15 protein-coding genes are annotated in these 23,496 nt (G+C 58.7%); 10 read left to right on the top strand and 5 right to left on the bottom strand.

Annotated features, from left to right (window positions below; translation table 11 throughout):
* Positions 1-251 precede the first annotated feature (251 nt).
* On the bottom strand, positions 252-1,490 hold the full coding sequence (locus tag ACEN42_RS05730) for a JmjC domain-containing protein (protein ID WP_371880850.1): 1,239 nt from the start codon (positions 1,488-1,490) through the stop codon (positions 252-254).
* A gap of 33 nt (positions 1,491-1,523) precedes the next feature.
* On the opposite strand from ACEN42_RS05730, the gene ACEN42_RS05735 reads away from it, so the two are divergent.
* Positions 1,524-2,072 (top strand): peptidylprolyl isomerase, encoded by a 549-nt coding sequence (locus ACEN42_RS05735; RefSeq protein ID WP_371880851.1) that lies wholly within the window; start codon positions 1,524-1,526, stop codon positions 2,070-2,072.
* Positions 2,073-2,119: 47 nt separating this feature from the next.
* Here ACEN42_RS05735 and ACEN42_RS05740 read toward each other — a convergent pair whose 3' ends face one another.
* Both ACEN42_RS05740 and mutS read right to left on the bottom strand, forming a co-directional pair.
* On the bottom strand, positions 2,120-3,448 hold the full coding sequence (locus tag ACEN42_RS05740; RefSeq protein WP_371880852.1) for a hypothetical protein: 1,329 nt from the start codon (positions 3,446-3,448) through the stop codon (positions 2,120-2,122).
* Complete coding sequence (gene mutS, locus ACEN42_RS05745) at positions 3,411-6,041, bottom strand: DNA mismatch repair protein MutS (protein ID WP_371880853.1); 2,631 nt, start codon at positions 6,039-6,041, stop codon at positions 3,411-3,413. Before mutS ends, ACEN42_RS05740 begins: the two co-directional genes overlap by 38 nt.
* Positions 6,042-6,153: 112 nt before the next feature.
* On the opposite strand from mutS, the gene ACEN42_RS05750 reads away from it, so the two are divergent.
* Positions 6,154-7,482 (top strand): tyrosine-type recombinase/integrase, encoded by a 1,329-nt coding sequence (locus ACEN42_RS05750; RefSeq protein WP_371880854.1) that lies wholly within the window; start codon positions 6,154-6,156, stop codon positions 7,480-7,482.
* A gap of 630 nt (positions 7,483-8,112) precedes the next feature.
* Here the strand turns inward: ACEN42_RS05750 and ACEN42_RS05755 are convergent.
* Positions 8,113-10,101: a tyrosine-type recombinase/integrase gene (locus tag ACEN42_RS05755; protein ID WP_371880855.1), complete on the bottom strand. Its 1,989-nt coding sequence runs from the start codon at positions 10,099-10,101 to the stop codon at positions 8,113-8,115.
* A gap of 374 nt (positions 10,102-10,475) precedes the next feature.
* Between ACEN42_RS05755 and ACEN42_RS05760 the strand changes: the two genes are divergently transcribed.
* The 6 genes from ACEN42_RS05760 (at position 10,476) to ACEN42_RS05785 (ending at position 21,265) form a co-directional block, all read left to right on the top strand.
* Entirely contained in the window at positions 10,476-11,204 is a 729-nt protein-coding gene (locus tag ACEN42_RS05760) for an NAD-dependent deacetylase (protein ID WP_371880856.1), read from the top strand.
* 132 nt (positions 11,205-11,336) lie between these two features.
* Positions 11,337-11,846: a hypothetical protein gene (locus ACEN42_RS05765; RefSeq protein WP_371880857.1), complete on the top strand. Its 510-nt coding sequence runs from the start codon at positions 11,337-11,339 to the stop codon at positions 11,844-11,846.
* A gap of 442 nt (positions 11,847-12,288) precedes the next feature.
* Positions 12,289-14,754 carry an anti-phage ZorAB system protein ZorA gene (gene zorA, locus ACEN42_RS05770; RefSeq protein WP_371880858.1) on the top strand — a complete coding sequence of 822 codons (2,466 nt, stop codon included), beginning with the start codon at positions 12,289-12,291 and terminating at the stop codon, positions 14,752-14,754.
* On the top strand, positions 14,755-15,477 hold the full coding sequence (locus ACEN42_RS05775) for a flagellar motor protein MotB (RefSeq protein ID WP_371880859.1): 723 nt from the start codon (positions 14,755-14,757) through the stop codon (positions 15,475-15,477).
* Positions 15,477-17,456: an EH signature domain-containing protein gene (locus ACEN42_RS05780; RefSeq protein WP_371880860.1), complete on the top strand. Its 1,980-nt coding sequence runs from the start codon at positions 15,477-15,479 to the stop codon at positions 17,454-17,456. The genes ACEN42_RS05775 and ACEN42_RS05780 overlap by 1 nt, the downstream gene beginning before the upstream one ends.
* A gap of 38 nt (positions 17,457-17,494) precedes the next feature.
* Entirely contained in the window at positions 17,495-21,265 is a 3,771-nt protein-coding gene (locus ACEN42_RS05785; protein ID WP_371880861.1) for an SNF2-related protein, read from the top strand.
* Between the two features lie 458 nt (positions 21,266-21,723).
* On the opposite strand, the gene ACEN42_RS05790 is transcribed toward ACEN42_RS05785, so the two are convergent.
* Positions 21,724-21,960, bottom strand: a complete 237-nt coding sequence (locus ACEN42_RS05790; protein ID WP_106351674.1) for a helix-turn-helix transcriptional regulator — start codon at positions 21,958-21,960, stop codon at positions 21,724-21,726.
* Between the two features lie 371 nt (positions 21,961-22,331).
* Here ACEN42_RS05790 and ACEN42_RS05795 point away from each other — a divergent pair, with 371 nt between their 5' ends.
* Positions 22,332-23,129, top strand: a complete 798-nt coding sequence (locus ACEN42_RS05795; RefSeq protein ID WP_371880862.1) for a hypothetical protein — start codon at positions 22,332-22,334, stop codon at positions 23,127-23,129.
* Positions 23,130-23,182: 53 nt separating this feature from the next.
* Positions 23,183-23,482, top strand: a complete 300-nt coding sequence (locus ACEN42_RS05800; protein ID WP_371880863.1) for a hypothetical protein — start codon at positions 23,183-23,185, stop codon at positions 23,480-23,482.
* The last annotated feature ends 14 nt before the right edge of the window (positions 23,483-23,496 follow it).

Below are 23,496 nucleotides of genomic sequence, written 5' to 3' on the forward strand. Positions count from 1 at the left end.
GTTAAAGGTAAGCAACAGCGCAAAGTACCGGTAATGTGTGCTCCAACACCGACCTGGGCCGCTGTGGAGACTCACAATTCTTTTTTGTGTGAGACTTCCTACGGCTTGGCCGGAAATTATAGGCACTTTCGTAACGACCGTCGATAAATCGGGGGACGATACGTTGTCTTTCTCATACAAACTTTCATATTGCGGAACAGCAAAATTCTAACATCCGCCGCGTGTCAGGAAGTCTCGTAAAGTCAAGCCTGTCAAGGCAAAGCACCCGTCCGAAGCCAGCCCGCACAATACCATTCGTGCAGCAGCGCTGTCATTGACGATTCGTCTGTAAGTGTTACAAAGCGTTTCGCCTCCAGACAGCGAGTATCCGCCAATTCAGGGAGCCACTTTTTCAGCTTTGACGACAACAGTTCGGCTTCACCATTTACGAAAAATGACCGCGCGTCATAGAGCAAAATAGTCTTTCTATCTAGCCTGACGCCCGTTTTTTTCGCTCGCTCTACAAATTTTTGCTCATTCAACACGCGCTCGGGCGGGTCGAATACAACGTTCGCTTTCGGCTCGCTCAAATACGTGCCCAGAAACGCCGCAATGTCCTTTTCATTCCAGTTGACGTTCGCAAGGATCGCGCCAACACGGTCGATGAGTAGCTGCGGCAGCGCCGCCGGACTCGACACGGGTTCCTGCGCCGGATCGCGATAGCGGGCGTTGCCTTTGGGACCATCGGATGCGTCACCCATGCGCTCGGCGAGATGATAGAGGAACTGCGCCGTGAGCTCGTGCGCGGAGGGCGCGCGAAAGCCGATCGACGCCGTCATGCATTCGCCTTCCGCGATGCCGTCGTGTGCGATATGCGGCGGCAGATAGAGCATGTCGCCGGGCTCCAGCACCCATTCTTCCGCGGGCTCGAAGTGCTGTAAAACTTTCAACGGCAGTCCGGGTTTTAGCGAAAGATCGCGCTGTGCGCCAAAGCGCCAGCGGCGCTTTCCATGAACCTGGAGCAGAAACACGTCATAGGAGTCGAAGTGCGGTCCGACACCGCCGCCATCGGTCGCATACGAGATCATCAGGTCGTCGAGACGCGCGTCCGGAATGAAGCGGAACCGGTTCATCAACGCGTGCGCGCGATCGTCATGCAGATTCACGCCCTGCACGAGCAGCGTCCATTCGCGTTTCTTCGACGAAGGCAATTCGTCGGGCGCGAACGGGCCGTGCTCCAGATTCCACGTATTGCGAAAATGTGTGATGAGACGCGACTCGACGTCGTCGAGATCGGCCAGTTCGAACAACGCGTCGCGCGAGAGCGGAGCCGCGATATCGGGAATGGCTTGCCGGATCAGCAGCGGTTTTTTCTGCCAGTAACGTCGCATGAACTGTCGCGGCGTACGGTTGCCCAACAAGGGTGTGGGTTCGTCCGGCAAAGGCGCGCCACTATGCGCGAGAAGGCCGGAAACCGGGGATGGGGTTGCGTCAGAGGGCCGCTTGGGCATCGTATAATCGAGGCTTGTATCTTGGAGGATCCAATGAAAATTGCGAAAGACACTGTCGTTTCGGTCGCTTACAAGCTATCGGATGCGCAAGGCAATCTGATCGAGGAGAGCGACGAGCCGATGGTCTATCTGCACGGCGGCTATGATGGCACGTTCCCCAAGATCGAGGAAGCGCTCGACGGTCAGGAGGCGGGCTATGAAACGCTCATTCAGCTCGAACCGCAGGATGCGTTCGGCGAATACGATCCCGAACTCGTGAAGGTCGAGGAGCGCAGCCGTTTTCCCGAGCCGCTCGAAGTCGGCATGCAGTTCGAAGGCACGCCCGAAGATGGCGATGACGACATCGACTCGCTCATCTACACCGTAACCGACGTCGCCGAGGACAAAGTCGTGCTCGACGGCAATCATCCGCTCGCGGGCATGGCGCTGCGTTTCGCGCTGTCGGTGCAGGAAGTGCGCACGGCCACGGATGACGAGATCCAGCATCAGCACGCGCATGGCGCGGACGGCCTGCACGTCGTCGACGAAGATGAAGACGATGACGACGAACCGCGCAAGGACGCAGGTCCGACGCTGCATTGAACGCGTCGGCAGATAGATAAGGAAAGCGCAGCTTCGGCTGCGCTTTTTTATTGCCCGCTCACGCCGTTCTGCACGCCCGATGCAGGCACCGGATAGATCGGCGGCAAGGACTGCGGCGGCGTGAGGATAGGCGGCAGCTCGGAAGCGGGCGAGGGCATCGAAGGCGGCGGGGGCAGCGACTCCGGCAGATCGTTGCGCGGCAGCGCGGGCGGCGTGGATGCCGGTGCGGGATAAGGCGCATAAGGCTCGCTCGACTGCGCAGGCGCTTCAGGCGGCGGCGCGCTCGATTCTTTCGTATGGGATTCCTTCACATCGCGCACGCGCAGTCGAAACGGCGGATGCCATTGTGCATCGCTTTGCACTTCGAGCCATTGCGATTGCGGCTTTTTGAACGCGATCGCCACACGCGTGAGATTCGTGACGATCAAGCCCTTGTCGTTGCGCAAAGGCTGATCGATATGAAAGCCGTTCGGCTCGGGCGCATCGGTGCCGTGAATCACGACGACCGGACCGCGAAAGATTTCCGCCGCCTTCACGAGGCTGCTCTTCAACTCGAGGAAGCCATCGCGCGGCTGGTTCGAGCGCGAGAAATGCAGCCATGCGAAGCGATCGCGCCGCTCGTAGCGAGAGAAGTCGGGATCGGCCTGAAGCATGATCACGAGCGCGCGCATCTCGGAGCGTCGCGCCGATTCCGCCGCATGTTCGAGCCAGAAGGTGGTCGCGACGGCGCGGTCTTCGAACTCGCCGTTGCGACCGCCCGCGGTCAGATAGTGATTGTTCGGGCTCGGCGCATTCAGCCCGATGAACGCGATCCCTTGCGCCTGCCAGCGCACGATTTCCCGGAACGTGCGAAAGCGCGCGACGTCGCTTTCGCGCGAGAGTGTGAGCGGATTTTGTCCGAGCGAACTGGCATCGGCGAAGAAGAGCTGACGCACGAAATCGAGCCGTTCGACGGGATCGTAAGTGCCCCCGTGCGCGAGGGTGCAATCGGCCCAGTCGTGCTGACCGAGCAGCATCACGAGCGGCGTGCGCGACGCGTCGAGCAGGTCGTGACGCGACTGATAGATGCTGTCGCGACACGGCTCGGTGGCGCCCTTGAAATTGCCGTCGTAGACAATGAACGCGATGCTGCCGTCGCGCGCGATCGCATCGAGCATGCGGCGCACGGGCGCTTCGTCGGCGGGGCGGGTCAGGGCGTCGGAGATCACGGCGAAGGTGAGCGGCGCGTTGCCCTCGGCGCGCGCATGGGCGATCGCGCCGCACACGAGCGCGACCGCGATCGTCACGGCGCTCGTCAGGCGCGCGGCGACAGCGCGCTCGACGCGCGGCGCGTCACGCTCAACGCGATGCATCCGGCGGACGATTCGCCAGTTCATGCAGTTCGTAGAGCAGATCGAGCGCTTCGCGCGGACGCAGATCGTTCGGATCGAGCGCGCGCAGCTTGTCCATCACCGGGTGTTCCGGCGCGTCGGCGGTCTCCTGATCTTCGTGCGGCGGATCGTCTTCATAGGGCGCATACGGCTGGCTCGCGAACAGATCGAACTGTGCGGCGGGCTGGCTGACCGACTGCTGCTCCAGATGCACGAGATGCTTGCGCGCCGCGCGAATCACCGCGGCCGGCACGCCCGCGAGTTGCGCGACCTGCAGACCGTAGCTCTGATTCGCCGGACCTTCGCTCACCGCGTGCAGGAACACGATGCCATGATCGTGCTCGACCGCCGACAGGTGCACGTTCGCCGCCTGCGCGAACTCCGCGGGCAATTGCGTGAGCTCGAAGTAGTGCGTCGCGAAGAGCGTGTAGCAGCCGTTGTGCGTGAGCAGATGCCGCGCGATGGCCCACGCGAGCGCGAGGCCGTCGAAGGTCGAAGTGCCGCGCCCGATCTCGTCCATCAGCACGAGGCTCGATGCGCTCGCGTCGTTGAGAATCGCCGCGGCTTCGGTCATCTCGACCATGAAGGTCGAGCGGCCGCCCGCGAGATCGTCGGCCGCGCCGATGCGCGTGAAGATGCGGTCGAGCGCGCCGAAACGCGCGCGTTTCGCGGGCACGTAACTGCCGACGTACGCCATCAGCGCGATCAGCGCGGTCTGACGCATGAAGGTGGACTTGCCGCCCATGTTCGGGCCGGTGATGAGCAGAAGCTTGCGGTCCTGGCTCAGACAGCAATCGTTGGCGATGAACTGCTCGACCTGCGCCTCGACGACCGGATGCCGTCCCTGTTCGATATCGATGCCCGCGTCGGGGGTGAATTCCGGCGCGACCCAGTCGAGCGCGCGGGCGCGTTCGGCGAACCCGCACAGGAGATCGAGTTCCGCGAGCGCGCTTGCGACGCGCTGGCAATCCGCGATGAAAGGCAGCAGATTCTGCAGCAGCGCATCGTAGAGCGCGCGTTCGCGGGCGAGGGCGCGTTCCTGTGCGGACAGCGCCTTGTCCTCGAACGTCTTCAGCTCTGGCGTGATGTAGCGCTCGGCGTTCTTCAGCGTCTGACGGCGGCGATAGTCGTCGGGAACCTTGTCGGTCTGCCCGCGCGTGACTTCGATATAGAAGCCGTGCACCTTGTTGTATTCGACACGCAGATTCGCGATGCCCGTGCGCGTGCGCTCGCGCGCTTCGAGATCGATCAGGAACTGATCGCAGTTCTCCGAAATATCGCGCAGTTCGTCTAGATCCGGATCGTAGCCGCGCGCGATAACGCCGCCGTCGCGAATCAGCGCGGCGGGCTCGGTCGCGATGGCGTTCGTCAGGAGATCGAGACACTCGTGCGGCGGCTCCAGCGCGGCGCTGATGCGCTCCAGCGCCGGCGTATGCGCGGCCACGTTCGCGACGAGCGTACGCAGGTCGGGCAGAGCGGCGAACGTGTCGCGCAGGCTCGACAAATCGCGCGGCCGCGCCGACAGCAACGCGAGGCGGCCCGTGATGCGCTCGATGTCGGAGATCTTGCGCAACGCGCCGCGCAGGGTGTCGAGGCCGCCGCTGACGGGCGCGTCGAGCAATGCGCCGATCGCTTGCTGGCGCGCCTGCGCAATCGCTGCGTCGCGCGGCGGATGATGCAGCCAGTGGCGCAGAAGCCGGCTGCCCATCGTCGTGCAGCAGGTGTCGAGCAGCGAGAAGAGCGTGGGCGATTCGGTGCCGCGCAGCGTCTCGGTGAGTTCGAGATTGCGCCGCGTGGCGGGATCGAGCCCGATGTACTCCGATTCGTATTCGACCTTCAGGCTGCGCACGTGGCGCAACTGCTGGCCCTGCGTGGCGGCAGCGTAGAGCAGCAGCGCGCCGGCCGCGCCGCACGCGCAGGTGAGGGTTTGCGCGCCGAAGCCGTCGAGGCTCGCGACATCGAGTTGCTCGCGCAGGCGCTGCGTGCCCGAGCCGACATCGAAATGCCATGCCGGAACGCGCGTGGTCGCGCCGGGATTCGTCACGCCGAGCGATGACGGGACGTCGATGATCGAATCCGCGATGAGCGTTTCCGCCGGACGAATGCGCTCGAGCGCGGTGCTCACTTGTCCCGGTGCGACTTCCGCGAGGCGCAAAGCGCCGCTCGCGAGATTGAGCCACGCGAGACCGACGCTCGTCACCACGCCGCGACGATTGTGCGCGGGGCAGAGCGCGAGCAGATAGACATCGCTTTTGTCGGAGAGCAGGGCCGCGTCGGTCAGCGTGCCCGGCGTGACGACGCGCACGACCTTGCGCTCGACCGGCCCCTTCGATGTCGCCGGATCGCCGATCTGCTCGCAAATCGCAACCGACTCGCCGAGCTTCACCAGCTTCGCGAGATATTGCTCGCATGCGTGATGCGGCACGCCCGCCATCCTGATCGGATTGCCGCCCGATGCGCCGCGCTGGGTGAGCGTGAGATCGAGCAGGCGCGCGGCCTTCTCGGCGTCGTCGAAGAAAAGCTCGTAGAAATCGCCCATCCGGTAGAAAACGAGCGTGCCAGGGTGCTCCGCCTTGATGCGCAGATACTGCTGCATCATCGGAGTATGTTCAGGCGCATTCATATGGGTTTACGCATATTGATTAACTTATTGATTTTAAACGGTGTTTGCGTAACTATTTATACGCCGACCACACTTGCTTAGGTGGAAAATGTCCGGTATATTCGCTGCAACCACCTTTGAGGTGGAAAACAAAAGGAAATTTTCCAGGGGCGCGAGCGTGACGTTTCATACAAAAGACGATGTGTTAAAAACTGACTGCCCTGCCGACAAGCCGTCCATCGAAGTGTGGCACGACGAAGTCGAGGGGTTCGGCGTCCGGGTAATGCGCCGCAATAAGAGGACGGGCAAGACACGACGGACATACCTAGCGCGATATAAGGAACGTAAGAATAAAGATGGCCAGACCATTGTAGCTGACACGAAGAAGCCCATCGGCGACGTCTCTAAGACCGGGTTCGACGACGCGAAGAACGAAGTTCTGAGACTTCGTGGCGCGGCGTCGGAGAAGCGCAAGTCTTTACCAGCCACCGCTCGTACCCTGAAAGAGGCATACGAAGAGTACATGGCTGTTCGTGCAGGGCTCATCGCGGACGATACGGTCACGAGTTACGCAGCCCGTATGGAGCTTGTCGAAGATTGGCTCGACATCCCCTTGAAAGATATCTCTGAAGATATGCTTACTCAGCGCTACTTGGAGGTCCATGCGGAACATCCCCGCACGGCCAAAATGCTCGTGGCTGTATTGCATGCAATTTCAAAACGCGAAGTTCGCGCCCGCCGCTTGGAGCATAATGCTGTCGCCTTTGTAACGGGTGAGCACAAAGTATATGAGAAGAGCCGGTCCGACCCGCACTTCATTAGAGAGCGCGATATGCCAAAGTTCTGGCAATACATCCACACTCGATTGCACCCATGTGCACGTGACTACATGCTCGTGATGCTGTTCACCGGATTCCGGGAGAGTCTTGCGGGTTCATTGAACTGGGACGACTACGATTTCGAAAGACAGACATATCGGGTTCGAGCGGAAGCCAAAGGGAATAAGAAGAAGGAGACCTTCTATTTCCCGATTCCAGACTATTTGGCAAAGAACGTGTTCGAGAAACGCGCTGAGGAGCAACGTTCCCAATACGACGGCAAGCTCGGCAAATGGGTGATTGAGTCGTATCGACGCCGGGGACGTCCATATAAAGATGCTCGCGGCGCGTTTACGGCCATCGCTCGCGACATCTTCATCGCACTTTCTGACCACGATTTTAGAGACACCTTCGCGACTATCGCCCGACGTGTTACGAAAGACACTCTTCTGGTCAGCCGTCTTCTCACGCACAATCTGAAAGCGACGGATTTCCTGAGGATGGGAACGACGACCGATTATATCGGCGTGGAAGAGGATGAATTCAGAGTCGCAGTCGAGAGTGTTTCTGCCGGCATTCTGAAAGCCGCAGGAGTGATTGAGCAGCCGTCAGCCGCGTAGCCGGCCTTTATGAAGCTGACCGGTATGGCTGCCCGAGGCTTTGAACGTGAACGCAGTCTGTTTGACGGCTTCAGAGCTCTTGACTGTCTCGCTTGATTTATACCCGCGTCGTCTGCGGGGATTTGGATAAAACGCGGTGCAAATACTCCTCGAATCCTACGAAATACGATTCTCGACGGAGGAGGGGGGTAGACCACCGCGACCGTTCAGACAAAGCACCCGAGCGGGAAGCCAGGGGTGCAGCCCGGTGCTATACCGAAGGGCGGCTGGCGCGAGACGATTCGCGTATTAAGTTCGGTATGTGCGAGCGAATCATCTCGACTCGCATGCTCTGATGGCGCGACAACGGCTCCGAAGCTGCAGCGCTAGAGCGGCACACTCACCTCGTTTACGCGGGTTGGGGGTGCTTTGCTCTTCAAGCACTCTTCCTCACCAAAACTGCATATAAATACTTCATAATCGAGAAGTTCTCTAAAGGAGAATATAAGAGGCAGCTCCATCGATTCGAATTTCCGAAGGGGCATTTTGGTGTCTCTCCGCGCAGACTCTACTTCATGCTCTCCGGATTACGGCTTGCGGTGTGTACGCGCCTTTCATCAGGCGCGTACCCCTTTCGTAACGCCTCGTCAATTATTTTTGAATTGCAGCGAGGTGCTGCTCGTATCGTCCGAACGAGTCGTCCTGCCTAAGGTGCGCGTACTCAGCGAGAACCGTCTCCAACTTATCGTGCAGTAAGAGGGCAACGGTGAGGTAGTCGCCTGGGTTTTTTCGGAGATAATCGGTTGCTACCAGGTGACGGAAAGCGTGGGTGCCGAACCCCAACGTCTCCGGTACAAGTTTTTTAGTTAATTTTTCGACATGCCTACTGAGCCCTTCCCATTTTTCGCCAAATCGACTTGGAAACACTTGTGAGTTTTCTGGATTTTCTTGAACGAGTCTCGGGCGGTACTCGGTCACGTAAGAATCAATCCGTTCACAGAGTGCCGTTGGTAAGGGCGCATCGTACGGCGTTTTGCGAGAACGCGTTACATTCTTAAAATCATTCCTATCAAATCTCAGCCGCCATTGGCCATCTTCCCTACGATACAGATTGCCCGTGTTGCTGTTGTTCCACGTCATTTGAATGTAATTGCGACGTCTCAGCGGATTCGCCATGAGCATAGACAGCAAGAGCGCGTCTCGTTTGTGCAAAGCCTCGGTGACGCTCCCGTTCGGAGCGGCCGCCGCGCTCCTGTCCAAGTCGCGCACCGCACGTATGATGGGTGCCAAGGGTTCAGAGAGGTTTAGAAGAGGTTGGATTGGCTCATAAGGGTTTCTCGATTTGTCTCCAACTTGCTGTTTCCATTCTCCGGCGATTTTGAGAGAAGTTTCGCATGCCTCGCTCCAGTCTCCCTCGATAAACCGTTCTGGGAGAGTGCTTTGCATCGACGGTTGGAGCGCGAGATAGCCGCTCTGTGGATGAGTCAGGCTCTTTACTAGGCTGCAGAACGAACCATGGCCTCCGTGGATGATGCCGTCTGACCGCTGAGTAAGAAATTCGAGGTATCCGTTGACAGCATCCGGCACGGCTAGCCACGCCAGAGTTTGTGCTTCATCGACGTTAATACCGAATCCGCCTTCTGCGGACGGACGTATCAAGTATCCGAAGTAACACCGAATCTCCATAAGAATTTTGTCAGCTGACGTGCATCCGAATTCGCCTTTCGTTGCGAAAGTCGAAACTTTGACGGCGATTTTGCTCTTATGCAGCAGCCTCCACACGCCCTTCTTTGAGCGTTTGAGCTTTGGAAACCGAGTCGTTTTGTAGTCGAAGAAGGTTCGCCATTGCTCGGAGAACGAGACGGAAAGCTCTGGCTCTTTCATTCGATACGCTTCCTCCGAACGTTTGCGCTGACGAGAACGGTAGGCGATGGCAGGGGGCAAGGACTGAACATTCGCCGATATTTCAACCGACCGCTGATTCGGTACTAGGTTTCTGAGGGAATCGTTATCCAGTCCAAGTTCTCTTTCGAGGCGCCGCAGAGACGGGAAGGCGCGTCGGTTCGGCACGGCGCCTTTCAGCCATCTGCGGACCGCTTGAACATCCGCACCGGCTTTCCGCGCGATTTCGGTTGGACTTTCTGCGCGCGAAGCTATTGCTTGACGCAAGGCACGATGGAACTCCGTGTCGCCTGGAATGCTTCCAGCCTTTGTGGGCGTTTTCGGGTTTTTGGACAGCCTCAGCAATTCAGCCGTACGCTTCCAAAGCTTAAGGTGACTCCTCCGGTCAGATTTGGTTCTCGATGCCACGACGATGGATTCGAGATACAGCTCGGTCTGTGTTTGGAACGCTGAGGAAAACTCGGTTCCGACCCAAGACTCCACGGTCTTTCCTTGGAACGCCAAGAAAGAGTGAAGCGTGGACAACTGGTTCTTGAGCGCCTGTGGCATCGGCGTGGAGGCCGGAATGTTTTCGAATAGGCGGTTCTTGTGATGCTCTATCAGTTCTTTGACAGTCAGGTTCATGTTGGCGTCGCTAGGCTCCGGACCCTGCTGCCAACCGCCTTGTGTCACGTTATGTGAGTACGTTACGCGATAACGAAGATTCTCTAAGCCTTTGAAACCTTTGAGAAAACCCATGTGCCCTCCGAACGCTACTTTATGAGGGCAGTGTTCTGGCATTCGTTATTCGTGGCTGGCGGCGACGGCGACCCGGAGTAGGTTAAATCCCGTATAGCGAGACCAATCGCGGCAATCGAGATATATGTTCGCCATTGACTAAAAAGTGCAGGTGGTATGCGGAAAGCGAGGCTCGGCCGTTTTCAGGAACTTGCCAGCAAGATGAACAGACGGTGTCCTGAAATAAATCACGGTTCGATGGGCGCGGGACGGCGAAGCTACAAATCAATGACGAATAATCGAGACGAGAAGTGACTCGTCCTGCCTCGCTCTGCACACTGCAGTGCGCCTATACTTTGTTTCTGTCACTAGGCCAGACTAACTGGCTCAACAAAATGAAAACCAGCAAAGCTAGGTTGTATGTCTTCTCCGGCGCAGGGTTGTCTGCAGAAAGCGGACTTTCGACCTTCCGGACAGGAGATGGCATTTGGACGCGAAATAGCGTTGACGAAGTCTGTAATATCCACACGTGGCGGCAAAATAGGCCGACTGTCTTCAAGTTCTACAACGAGCGCATTCGCGAGCACGACAAGGCCACGCCCAACGTCGCTCACAAGCTTCTCGCGCAGTGGCAGCGGCGGTGGGGTGCCGAACGCGTGCGGCTGCTTACGCAAAATGTGGACGACTTGCTCGAGAAGGCAGGCGCAACGTCAGTCGTCCACCTCCACGGGGACTTGAACTCGTTGTTGTGTACGTCGTGCGACCTTGTTCTGCCAAAGGAGGGGCTGTACTTGGACCCCACGGCCGCATGCCCGATATGCGGAAACCATGACGGAGTCAAACCAGGTGTCGTATTTTTTGGTGAAAGCGCACCGGCATATCGCCATCTACGTCGTCTGAGCGCGGAAATGCAGGCATGCGACATCTTTCTCTGCGTTGGCACGGCCTTCGAAGTCGTAGCGCCAGAGACCATGCTTCCTTCCAACCGCTGGAACATACATCCTAGAAACTTTCTTGTAGACCCGTCGCCGACTCGACGGGAAATGTGCGGCGTCGTGGAAGCTCATCCAGCAACAGTAGGTTTGCAGAACCTGCAGGACGAGATTACTTCCCTTATGGAATAGCCGGGCAATCCAGTCCGAACCCCACACGCACACCAAACAACTCCTCTGCTGAGCACCATTTAATGATTTGCGGAACGCAATCTGACGGTGCCAGCGGCGCAGACTGCCAACGTCGCTGCCGATGGGGCGTCGTTGCACAAATCACAGGGGCAAGTGGAGTTTTACCTTGCTCAACTTTTCACTTTCGCTGCCGTTAAGAAAATCAGGAGGCAGCTCGGCAGGGCGGATACCTTCGACTGCTCAATGCGTCGGACGCTCCGCTGGGTTGTCGGTGGCTTGGCCTGGTTAGCGGTTCAGAAAATGTCAATTCTTGGTTTCCATGAGACGGAGTTAGGGCGAGCTCTCTCTACAGTTGCTCACGCGCTCGACCAGATTCGGGCGCTCTCTGCCACAAAGCCGTCAGATGAATGTTCTAGGCAGGTCGACGCGATGGCCGAAGCGGGCCTCTCATCGCTCCGAGTGCTGGTCAACTGCATCCATGCGCAACAGGCCGACCTCAAAGAAACGTGCTGGAGAATGGGAGACGCGCTTCAGCAGGTCCTTGTGGCCCAGGAACAGGCGCTTTCATTCCAGGATGTAGCGAAGAGCTCTGTCGAGCAGTTGCGCGACTACGTATATCCGGACGACAAAATGATTTACTGAATACGCTATATCCGGCCTGTGGGCGCACGGAACGCTGAATGTGCCAATGCTTAAGCGGACTCGTCCAGATGGCTCCGGGTAGGTGTCCTTGTGAGCACCATTGGGCCCGACAGCGGCGTGCGGAATCTGCAGCAGGCTTTGTTGGCGACCGCGCATACCGCAATGCTTGGGTGGCCGGTGACATTGCATTTCGTTTCGCAGTACGTCTAACATCGAAAAAGATAAAGAGGCTATCGGGGAAGCTGCATGAGAGAACGAAAGGACACGCCGATGAGCTTTCGGGCCTCGGCGCGCTTCGAGACGGCGCTCACGCTCGCCGCAGGGCACGAGAATCGGAGCCAGTCCAACCTGCTAGAAACTCAAATATTTGAGTTCTGCCGTCGAAAGGGTATCGAGGTGCCCGCAGAACCAGTTCACCAACAAGACTAAAAGAAGACCCGCCATGTACCAGAACTTCGTTCACGCGCCGGTCATTGCGAAGCTGTGCGCGTTCGCCATCCTTGTGCTCTTCGGCTATTTTCTTTGTTGGTTTGTTCCGCGAGCCGTGATTCGCGGTCTCGCGCTCAAGCGCGTCATTGCCGGTCTCAATCGCCTTAAAGAAGGCGAGAGTCCCGCACCGCTCTTCGCCAAGAACGAAGACTTGGCGCACCTTTGGAGCGAATACGACGAGACGCTCTTCAAGCAAGAGCGCTTTGAGTCTGCGCAGCACGGTTATGTCTTCGACAAAAACCGCTCAACGGTTCCAGCAGAGATGTTTTTTAACACTCAGACGACCGTGGACTCTTATGTCGGCGCTGAATTTTTTAAGCACGTTCCCGGCATCCTGACAGGTATCGGGATTATTGGAACGTTCTTTGGCATTCTGCACGGCCTCGACGCATTCAACGTAAGCGCAGACGCCGCGCAGGTTCGCGACAGCCTGAAAGGGCTGCTGGGCTCCGTGTCCGAAGCGTTTGCGGTGTCCGCCGGCGCCATCCTGTGCGCGATGGTCATCACCTTGTTCGAGAAATTGCTTCTCGCCAGCCTTTACAAGAAGAGTGAGGCGCTCGCCATTGAAATCGACAAACTCTACAAGGCGGGCGCCGGCGAGGAGATGCTGCAAGACCTGGTTCAGTCCTCGTCGGACTATCTGTCTAACAGCAAAACCTTGAAGGACGCGCTCGTCAATGACCTGAAGGGGATTCTGGAGCGGGTCGCCGAAACCCAGATTGCCGAGCAAAAACGCATCATCGACGCCCAGATTAACGCTCAAACGCAGAGCACCGAGCAACTCGGCAAGCAAATCGGGCAACACATCAGCGACGGTCTGGAAAAAGCGCTCGCGGAGCCGATGAAGGCAGTGCAGGCAGCGGTGGAAAACGCTGCCAAGGAGCGCTCCGGAGCGGTTCACAACCTGCTTTCGGAGGTCGTGAAAGAACTCAATCAGAGCCTTCGCGACCTTTTCGGTGACCAGATTGCGGGTATCAACACGATGCAACAGCAGACCATCGCCGCGTTGCAGTCTGCTGTGGCGAAGATGGAGCATCTGTCCACGACGCTCACGAGCGCCGGAACAGATGCAACGGGCAAGATGGGTGAGCAGCTGGCCGAGGCTATCAAAAACATGGAAGCCAGCCAGACCCGCATGACCAACGAGATGACGCAGGCTGCGACCGCGATAAAGGGGATTGTCACCAGTTCGCAGACGGCGACGAACGACGGGATGCTCGCCGCGTTGGAAAAGGTCAGCACCAATGTCGACGCACTCGTTAAGCAACTGACCGAAAAAATCGAGACTTCTCAAACCGCAACGGGCGAGGCACTCGCGAAAGCCCTGTCCGAGGTGACCGAACGTGTGAGCAGCCTTGTGGCGTCGTTGACGACTAACGTTGAAACCTCGCAAACTGCGACAGGTGAAGCGCTCACGAAGGCACTGTCAGATGTGACAGAGCGCGTTGGTGGTCTCGTCGCGTCGTTGACGAACAATGTCGAAAGCTCGCAGACCACGACGAGCGCCCACTTGCAGAAGACCGTTGATGACGTGAGCGCGTCAGTTGCAAAACTGGTCAATGGATTGTCAGACTCGGTCGCCAACACGCAGAAGGAAACCGGGGCGCAACTGACCCAATCGGTGGCCAGCGTGAAGGACTCGGTCATGTCGATGGTTGACGGTCTCAAGGAGCAAGCAACAGAAGCGGAAGCTGCTCAGGAAAAGCGGCAGCAGCAACTCGCCGCTGATGCGCAAGCCGCAGCTGCGCAAATTTCGGCCGACGCGCGGGCGGCAGCCGCGCAAATGTCGTCTTCAGTGGACTCGCTCGCGACGGAGGTCCGCAGGCTTGTCTCCGGGACCGGGGTTGCAGTCGACAAGATGCGTGAGAGTGTCGACGCAATGGGCAAGGTGACCGGCGAAACCGTTTCGCAGATGAACGCGGGCGCGAACACGCTCTACACGGCGGCGCACGAGTTCGAGAAGGCCGGCACCGCACTGACCGGCTCGCTTAACCAAGCGACCGGTCTCACCGATAAGCTCGCGGCCGCAGCGGGGTATGTGGGCACGGCATCGCAGACGATGCAATCTGTCGTCACGGATTATCGCGCCCGCTGCGACGAGTTCCAGTCGATGCTTGAGCAGCTCCAAAAGGTCGTGTCGCTCGCGGAAGGTTCCCTGAGCCATGACGTCCTCGAGCAGATTCAGGCCTCGAGCAAGGCCCTCACGGTCGCTCAGCTGCAAGTCGAGGAGTTCATGAATGGGGTGACCGACGTCCTCCAGGACTCCAGCGACAAATTCCAGTCCAACCTCACCGAAGCTATGGAGCGCGCAGCCAGCAAACTGGTCGACACAACTGGGAAGGTGACAGGCTTGCTTGGCCGCACCATCGAGAACCTGGCAATGGCGGTGCGCCCGGTTGTGATGGACGAGGAGGCTTAAATGTTGAGCTCACGCATCGTTTTGAAACGGGGCGGCAAGGGCGAGGCAGAAAAGCCGTTCTGGATTAGCTACGCGGACCTGATGACTGCGCTCATGGTGCTGTTCCTCGTCACAATGTCGGTGACCCTGCTTGCGGTCACCAAGCAGGTGAGTGAGGCCGAGCGCCAAAAGGCCGAGCGCGACCGGGAAATCGCGGAACTACTTCACCGCGTGCAGGTCGCCGCGAAGAACGCCGGTATCTCAGTCGACATGGACCGCAATGTCATCGACTTCGGAGACAAGGCGCACTTTGACAAGAATAGCTCGGGACTGAAGCCTGAACAGCAAAGGCTGCTTCGCACGTTTGTGCCTCAGGTGCTCGCCATCGCGCGCGACCCACTCGGCCAGAAATGGCTTAAACAGATTGTAGTGGAGGGGTTCTCCAGCCCCGAGGGCGACTACCTCTACAACCTCAATTTGAGCCTCCAGCGCAGTCAGCGCGTGCTGTGCGTCCTGCTGGCAAAGCCGCCTGCCGGCGAGACCGGCATGAGCAACGACGAGCTCGAGCAAATTCGCGACCTCTTTCTCGTCGGAGGCTATTCGTTTAACGCGGCCAAGGCGTCCTATGAGGACAGCCGGCGCGTCGAGCTTCGACTGGAGTTTCTGGGTATTGCTGAACATCGTCCGTCGACCAACGGCGCGCCGCGCGGCAACTTTGGCACCTGTGCCTTGGGAGCAAGTTGATGAGCTTCCTCGACGACCTGCGTAACCGACTCAACCGGCCGCAAAACCAGCCGGTTTTCCTGCAATCTCCCCTGGACGCTCTCGAAGCGCAGTTCGACGCTCTAACGCAGAATCTTAAGGGCCACTCGGCGAAGGCGCCGGCGGACGCCATCGTCAACGCCGTTGAGCGCTTCCAAAGAGACCCGCGTTTCAGGCACTCCCACGATGCGCTGCTCGTGAGCCTCGGCTGCGACCGGCCTATCGGGAAGATGCGTTATCGGCTCATTGAGGACAACGCCCGGTTTCCCGCCGTCCTATCAGGCGTGGACCGATTCCGTAAGCATCGGCCCATCTTCCGCGACTGCTATAAGGGGCTGCTCGACACGTACCTCGGCTATCACCCCGATATGAAGGGCGCATTGAAGGCCGGCCGCCCAAATTGGGAAATGCTTCGGGCCTGGCTTGACTCTGGTGCGAACGGACTGCGCGACCCCGAGGGTCTTGACGAGAACTGGGTGCCTGAACTCGTGGCGCACCGCGAGCTTTTCTCCGACGCGCCGGTTGACGCATTTGCCCGTCAAGTGCTCGAAGGAAAGGACGAGGCGTTTCTGCACTTCCAGCAAGCACTCGGCATCGACCGCACGTCGTGGCTTATGGAGCAGGTGGTGCTCGCGCAAGTGCGAGCGGCCGCAACGGCGGGCATCACGCCGTACATCCCGAAACTGTTACCGCTGCTCGAATCGCTTGCCAACCAAAACCCGGTTGTGTTCAATCAGGGGCTTTCGGAGGTTCTAAGCGCCTACTGCAGCCACAGTGGCGGGCCGCTGCACGGGGCGCTGCGAGACTTTTCCCTGCACTTCTGGGGCAATCCGCTGCTCCTGCACAGAGAAAGCACCACGGGCTGGGCCACCGTGCCACGCGCGCCGCGCGATATGGTCAAGAAGTGGTTCAAGCTGCACGTCATTCAGCAGTTCTTCAACGTGCTCGCCAAGCAGGACCAGCGCGAAGACGACGACATTCGTCTCAAGCGTGAGCGGCGGCGAGACTTCTGGGAAAAGTACGCCGACGTTGTCGGCGATGTGAAGTTCGCCCTGGGGCCCAACGCCCGGAACAGCCGCGAACCACGCATGGTTGAAGTCATCAAGCTGATGGACGGCATGACCCTCGACCTGTACGGGGCCGGAGACGGTCAGAACAATGCCTTCATCATGCGCTTCGGCGATTGGGTCGTTGCAGAGTTTGGGCATGAAAACAACCGGTGCTTCATTTACCGCGCATCGGACGTTCCCTTTGAGAATGGCGACACCACGATTTCCGCACAGGCGATTCGCCATCACATTCCAAGTACCGAATACACAAGAAGCGGCCCGGCAAAACTGCGGCACCACGACACGGGCGGCTATCCGTGGGAAGACCACTTCGAAGAAGCGCTGAGCCATCGCGGCACCAAGATGCCGGTCGTCACACGGGCCAGCAAAACGTCGGCGACGACGTGGAAACCCCAGGTTTCGACGCAAACTGCCAAACAACCCGTTCAGTCGCGGGCTGCCGGGCATTCCGCAGCCAGCTACCAGGCGCCCGCTAGGCCGGGTGCGAGTAGCTCGACGACGGTGAAGGTGACGCCGCGCCAGCAAATCGCGCAGTCCACCGCGACTCAGACCACCGCCGGGCAAACCGCCGGCGCCAGCGCGTGGCGCAACCCGTCGATTTTGAAGCCGTCGAACAGCACAGACAGCAGGTCAGCCCCTGCAGCCGCGCCGATGTCCGCCTCGACCTCGGCCCCGGATGCTCCCATTGTGCATCTGCCTTTCGGAGCGAAACAGGAAAAAGAGCTGCTCAATCTCTGTCGCAAGTACGACATCTACGTCCGAGACATGCGCGAGCGCGAGGGCTATCTTTGGGTTGCCCTGGACAAGCCCGAGGACAACCGAATGACGCCTTTGCTGCAAGCATACGGCTTCAAGTACCGCCCGGGCAAGGGTTGGTGGCGCCAGGCCTAATGGCCCAATAAGCACAAACAGAGACAGGGATTCAAGGCATGTTGAAGTGGCTCAAGAGAAAGACCGATACCAGCGCAGGCCAGTCGCAAAGCGCCCCAGTGTGGCGAGCATTCGGGCCAGAAGGGGTCGACCTCGGGACGTTTGAGACCGTGGGCTCCCGCGCGGGTGCCGCGCCGCTTGCCACGCCGACCGTCCCCGCGCTCATCATGCAACTGCACGACGAGGGCTTCGCCACTGGGACGGACGAGACCGCTCACCTCTCATGGGAGAACCTTTACAACCTGTTGGGTGAGCCGGCTTTCTCTCGTAGCCTGGACCAACTGGAGCTTCCGCCTGCTGCCGGCCTCGCACCGGAACTCCAAAGCCGCAATTCCCTCATTGACCCGGATTTCTCCATCCGCGTAGCGGGTTGGCTCGACGACAATCGCCGTTCTATTGAAGAAGTGACGCGCAATGGCGCGCTTGTCACGGTCAAGGGGCAGCAACACCTGCTTTCGCGCCAGGCGTGGGAGACGGCAGAGCAGGTCGCACGGTTTCAGGTGCGTCCAGATGCGGAGCGCACCGAGGGCATGAATCGGATGCGCTGGGGCCAGATTCGACGCTCCGCGCTCACGGCGAAGGCGGGCTTGGACCAGTTCTTGTACAAGAGCATCGTCGTCACACCGGACACCATCGACATCATCCCGAAGAAAACGGGCGCGGACACCACGCGGATGGTTGAAATCGTTCCGACCTTCGAGGGTGCGCCTGCCAACTGGCTTGAGGTGTTCGATTCATACCCGACAGTACCAGGTCACTACGACATCAGCACCCCCGAGGGTTCGGTTCACGTCATCGTGACGCCCGAAGTGCACACCGTGCTTTCCAGCATTCGGAAGATGCCAGGGCGTCTTGTTTCCGGCAGTCGCGCCGAAGCGTTCCTTCTGAATCCTTTCGCCGCACTGGGCGAGGATGCGAAAGCGGTCATCGATGAAGAGCAGTTCGAGCGCGCCAAGGTCGAGGCAGGAATCTTCTTCGACCATTTCACGTCGATTATCCGTCGCGACGCGCTTGGATATCCGGAAGCGGTCGGGCTGACCATTGAGATGACGCTCGCGGACCGGGTGTCTGCGGAGGAGCGGCTCTTTTCAGACGATGCCGAGCTGGAGCACTTCATCCGGGGCGCCGAGCGAGCGATTGCTGCCGAACGTCAGCTTTACGCGTGGGAAGGCTACGATTTCGAGTTGCTCGGCGACAGCGAGGAACATCTTGCGCTCTTGAAGGCGGCTCTTGAAGAGCGACACGCTCCTCGTATTCTGGTTCGCCACGCCGACGTCTATGACCTGAGCGCCTACACCTCACGTGTCAATGACATCGGCCTCGAGCAGCCGTACTACTCGCCGTACATCGCGAAGAAGGGCGACGAATGGTGGCCAGAACACCTGGTCAACGTCATCGTGTACACGCCGGACGGCAGCAACGAGCCGGTTGCGGTGCCCATCACGGATGACGTCAAGGACGAGCTGGGCGCAAAACTGAAGGAGGCGGAGGCCACCGGCAAGCCCTCGGTTGAATTGCCCGGGTTCCCGCAACCTATCCCCGTCACCGAAGCTCGCGACATACTCGACGCGTTCATCAACTTTGGAAAGGATGTTCGGGAGGGCTACGACAAGCCGCCGAAGACCCGCGACCGCAAGGACAAGCCCGCTCGACCGAAGGCGAAGCAACTGCTGTTGAAGCCCAACGTTGATGCGGTGGACTACGAGGAGGTGCGCAAAGAGATTCTAACCACCTTTGCGCCGGTACCCGCGCTGCCTTCAGGCTTCAGACCAGAGACGAAGTTGCTGGAGCACCAGGAAAAGGGCGTCGCGTGGCTCCAGCACCTCTTTCAGCATGCGCCGGCCCACTGTCGTGGCTGCATCATCGCGGACGACATGGGCCTGGGAAAGACGCTCCAGTTGCTAACGTTCATGGCGCGGGCATTTGAGGACACTCCGGCGCTTCCGCCGGCGCTCATCGTGGCTCCGGTCTCCCTGCTCGAAAACTGGGCTGAGGAGATGGGCAAGTTCTTTAAAGAAGGGACGTTCCGGCCTCTCGTAGCATACGGCGACAATCTGGCGTCGCTTCGTGCGCCGCGCTCGGCTATTGACGAGAAGCTGCAACAGGAAGGCCTCGTCAAGTTCCTGCGACCGGGATGGGTCGGCGACGCAAACATCGTGCTGACGACCTATGAGACGCTTCGCGACCTCGAGTTCTCGTTCGCTGCGGTCAAGTGGTCGATTATGGCCTGCGACGAAGCGCAGAAAATCAAGAACCCGAACTCGATGGTCACCCGTGCGGCCAAGAAGCAGAACGTGATGTTCAAGGTGGCCTGTACAGGAACGCCTGTCGAAAATACGCTCGTTGACCTGTGGTGCCTCTTCGACCTGGTCCAGGCCGGGTTCCTTGGCGCACTCAATGAGTTCGGCCGGCGCTATCGCAAGCCGATTGAAGCCGACACGGATGAAGAGAAGGCGCGCGTTAAGGAGTTGCGTGGCCTGATTGAACCGCAGATACTGCGCCGCATGAAGACGGATGTCGCACAGTTGCCCCCCAAGCACATCATTCCAGTGCGTATCCCCTTGTCGAACCTGCAGCGCACCTACTACACGAGCGCAGTCAACCTGTTCAAAGGCCTCAAGAAGAGCGACAAAGAAGCAGCAGCGTCCCCGTTCAAGAACCATCTCGGGGTGCTGCAATATTTGCGCTCCATCTGCACTGCGCCGCACGCGCCCGGCCTCGGTCGTTTCTCGCCCCAACCACTTGCGCAGGCACGCGCGGAAGCCCCGAAACTCGGATGGCTTCTCGACACGTTGCGCGAAATTCAAGGCAAGGAAGAGAAGGTCATCGTCTTTGCTGAGTTTCGCGAAGCGCAGCAGATGCTCGCGTACTACATCAAGGAAACGTTCGGCTTCGAGCCACGCATCATCAATGGCGATGTCACCGCCTCCGCGAAACACGTCGCGAGCCGACAGAAGCAAATTCGTGCTTTCCAGGAGAAGCCTGGATTTGGCGTCATCATCCTTTCGCCGGTCGCCGTCGGTTACGGGGTGAACGTGCAGGAAGCCAATCACGTCATCCACTTCACGCGAAACTGGAATCCCGCGAAGGAAGACCAGGCGACCGACCGCGCGTACCGCATTGGTCAGAAACGAGAGGTATCCGTCTACTTGCCAATCGTGAGCGCCGAAGATTTCAAGACCTTCGAAGTTCGGCTCGACGAACTGTTGGAAGAGAAGCGCAAACTCGCCGGCGACATGCTCAACGGGACGGGTACGGTAATGCCCACCGACTGGAACATCCAAGATATCGTTCCGGACGGCGCGAACGACGAGACCTTCAACCACGAGGTCACGTTGGATGACGTCTTGCGCATGGAGTGGGACTATTTCGAGGCCTATGTCGCCGCCGTCTGGCAGAAGAAGGGCTTCCGGACCGTCTACCGAACGCCGGCGAGAGACGGCGGCGTCGACGTGGTGGCATTTACAGGCAACGCCGGGGACCTTATTCAGTGCAAGAGCTCGGGTGTCATCAATGCCAGCCTGAACGACGAGGGAGTCAAGGATGTGGTATCCGCTGAAGCCGAGTACCGGCTCCGGCACCCGGGCGTCAACTTCTCGAAGTGGGCGGCGACGAATCAGTTCTTTAACGAGACTGCCAGAGAAAAGGCCCGCCGCAACAACGTCACCCTCGCCACGCAGAAGGAAGTTGACACGTGGCTCGCTCAATATCCAGTCACAAACGCAGACGTGCAGCGGTTCCTACATCTCGACTGGGAGCGGGCCGCTTGACTCGATGCAATGTACGAATCCAGCGCCTGCTTTCCGCAAGGAGGCCAATGTGAGGGTGCTGTCGCTATTGTTAAATCAGTTAAATCGGCGATGCGATAAAACTGTTCGCTACCCTCTAGAAAAGCTTTCAAGCCGTCGAGAAGGCTTGTGGCAGCAAGCACTTTAGGAAAAGAGGCCTGACAGTCTCGGCGGGAAGAGTGTCCTTGGGATGGCGCGTTGCGCCATGCGCTGCCAGGAGCAGCAGGTAATCCGCACCAAACCCGTCGTACTTACTGCGCTATCTGCTGAAAGAGAAAGAGTACAGCAGTGCATTACCATCTCGATTTCGAGCGACAGCAGGCGATGCGGCAGCTTCTAGAGTCAAAAACTCGGCAGTAGAGCTGGCAGTTGGTGCCGGATGCCGAAGCGCAAACGTCCAGAAGCCGGACGCAATCGTTGAGCGATTCCGCGAAGGCAGGTTAGGCCTGAAAGAGGCTTTGCGGGTCTGTTTCGAGCGCCTCCGCAATGCGTTGAACGTTGTCGATTGTGATGTTTGTTACGCCACGCTCTACCTGCGATATGTAGCTGCGATGAAAACCGCACCTGTCACTCAATTTTTCCTGCGAAATCTTTCTTTCTTGCCGTTGTCGTCGCAGATTTTTTGCGAGTCGCTGCCGAAGCCACGGCTCCACCATTTTGTTATCAATTTCGTCCATGCGCGACGATAAGCTCACGGCGATGTATTCGTCTACCGTTTAAACATCTCAGGCGTTTACTTCTACTGCCGATACATCTACACTCTGTAGGAAGGAACGCTTGTGTCGCCCGTCTGTGGGGTTTCGACGACCGATGCCTTTGACGGAAGGGCGCGCACTCAAGGGTTGGCGTTGACTGAGAGCGCCAACTAAGGTGTCGAGGTCGGAGAAGTTCTCGCAGTGAGCGGACCAGAAGATGCATGGTGGCGACGCATCGACAAAGTCCGAAGTTGGTTAACCGACAGCCGTTAATGGGTTAGGTCGCGCATCAGTTGCCACGAGAGTCACGTCGACCTTGGCGTCGAGAAGGGCATCAAAAAGAGGTCTTAGGCATGACAGTTCGAGATACGCTGGACGGCGCCGACCGAATAGATGGCAAGGCCATGGTAGCGACCGGCGAGTTGATTTCGGCTGAAGCACTATGCGAACGACTGCGCATCGGGCCGGCCCGGCTCTACCGCTTCGTGCACCACAAAAATATTTTCTCCATTGACGTTGACGGCGTAGTGTTTTATCCGGTCTTCTTCGCACAGCGGCTCGGGTCGCCGCTTACGTTGGCCCACACCTGCCAAATCATCTCGCCGGCTCCAGTTGAAGCCCGGTTTCGATTCCTAACGTTGCCGCGAAAAGACTTGAATGGCCGACGCGCCCTGGATTGCCTTGCCGACACTGACGGTTACTCCCGTATAACCGAACTGGCACAAGCTTGGATAGAGAGTCAGTTTCGGACGTCGGTTCGGGGATATCAAGGCCTACATAGCGTCGAACCCGACGACGGCTCTGCTGTTCTGAGTGCAGCGTCCGACTGCGACCCATCGGAGCATGTCTGGACGCGTGCACGAAAGGTCATCGACATTGAGGGGGGTGAACACGAGGACGGCTCCAACGAACTCGCGCAGACTGCTACGTTCTTCGTCAGTCAATCATCTATTTTCAATGGTACTGAATTGCAGGCGAAAGTCTATGTCGAAGTTGTGGACAACAAAGCCCACGTCCGCACTGAGAGAATCGTGCACTTCCATGGAAAAGACGTCGTTGTACTGGCCGACGGACAAAACGTGCAGAGCATTGTGCGTTCGATTCTTGATGCTTTAGACCACCCGGGCCCGGGCTGCGCATCACGGCTTTGACGATAGGTCCAGGAGTCCGTCCGTCTTATCCATTGATGCGCGAGGGGTAATCGATGCGAGTTCGAGAATTGATTGAGATGTTGAGAGGCGCCGACGCGGAAAGCGTGGTGCTTTTCCTTGAGAACTACGCAGACATGGGTGAGTCCGATGAGATTTCCAACGTGCTGATTCCACAGACTCCTTGGGTGCATGAAACCGGCGCCTATTTCGGAGACCGATATGAGATTCGTCTTCCTGCATCGGAGCGAGGCGAGGTTGAGTCCGGACGGACGGATGTCGTGCAGCGATTCGAACGGGTTGTCGTACTGTCGAATGGTCCCACGAATTTGCGCTTTGTTCGCGACGAGCAGTGACGATGAAAGTAACG

It is taken from the genome of Caballeronia sp. S22, assembly GCF_964261745.1.
In the GTDB taxonomy this organism is placed as follows: domain Bacteria; phylum Pseudomonadota; class Gammaproteobacteria; order Burkholderiales; family Burkholderiaceae; genus Caballeronia; species Caballeronia jiangsuensis.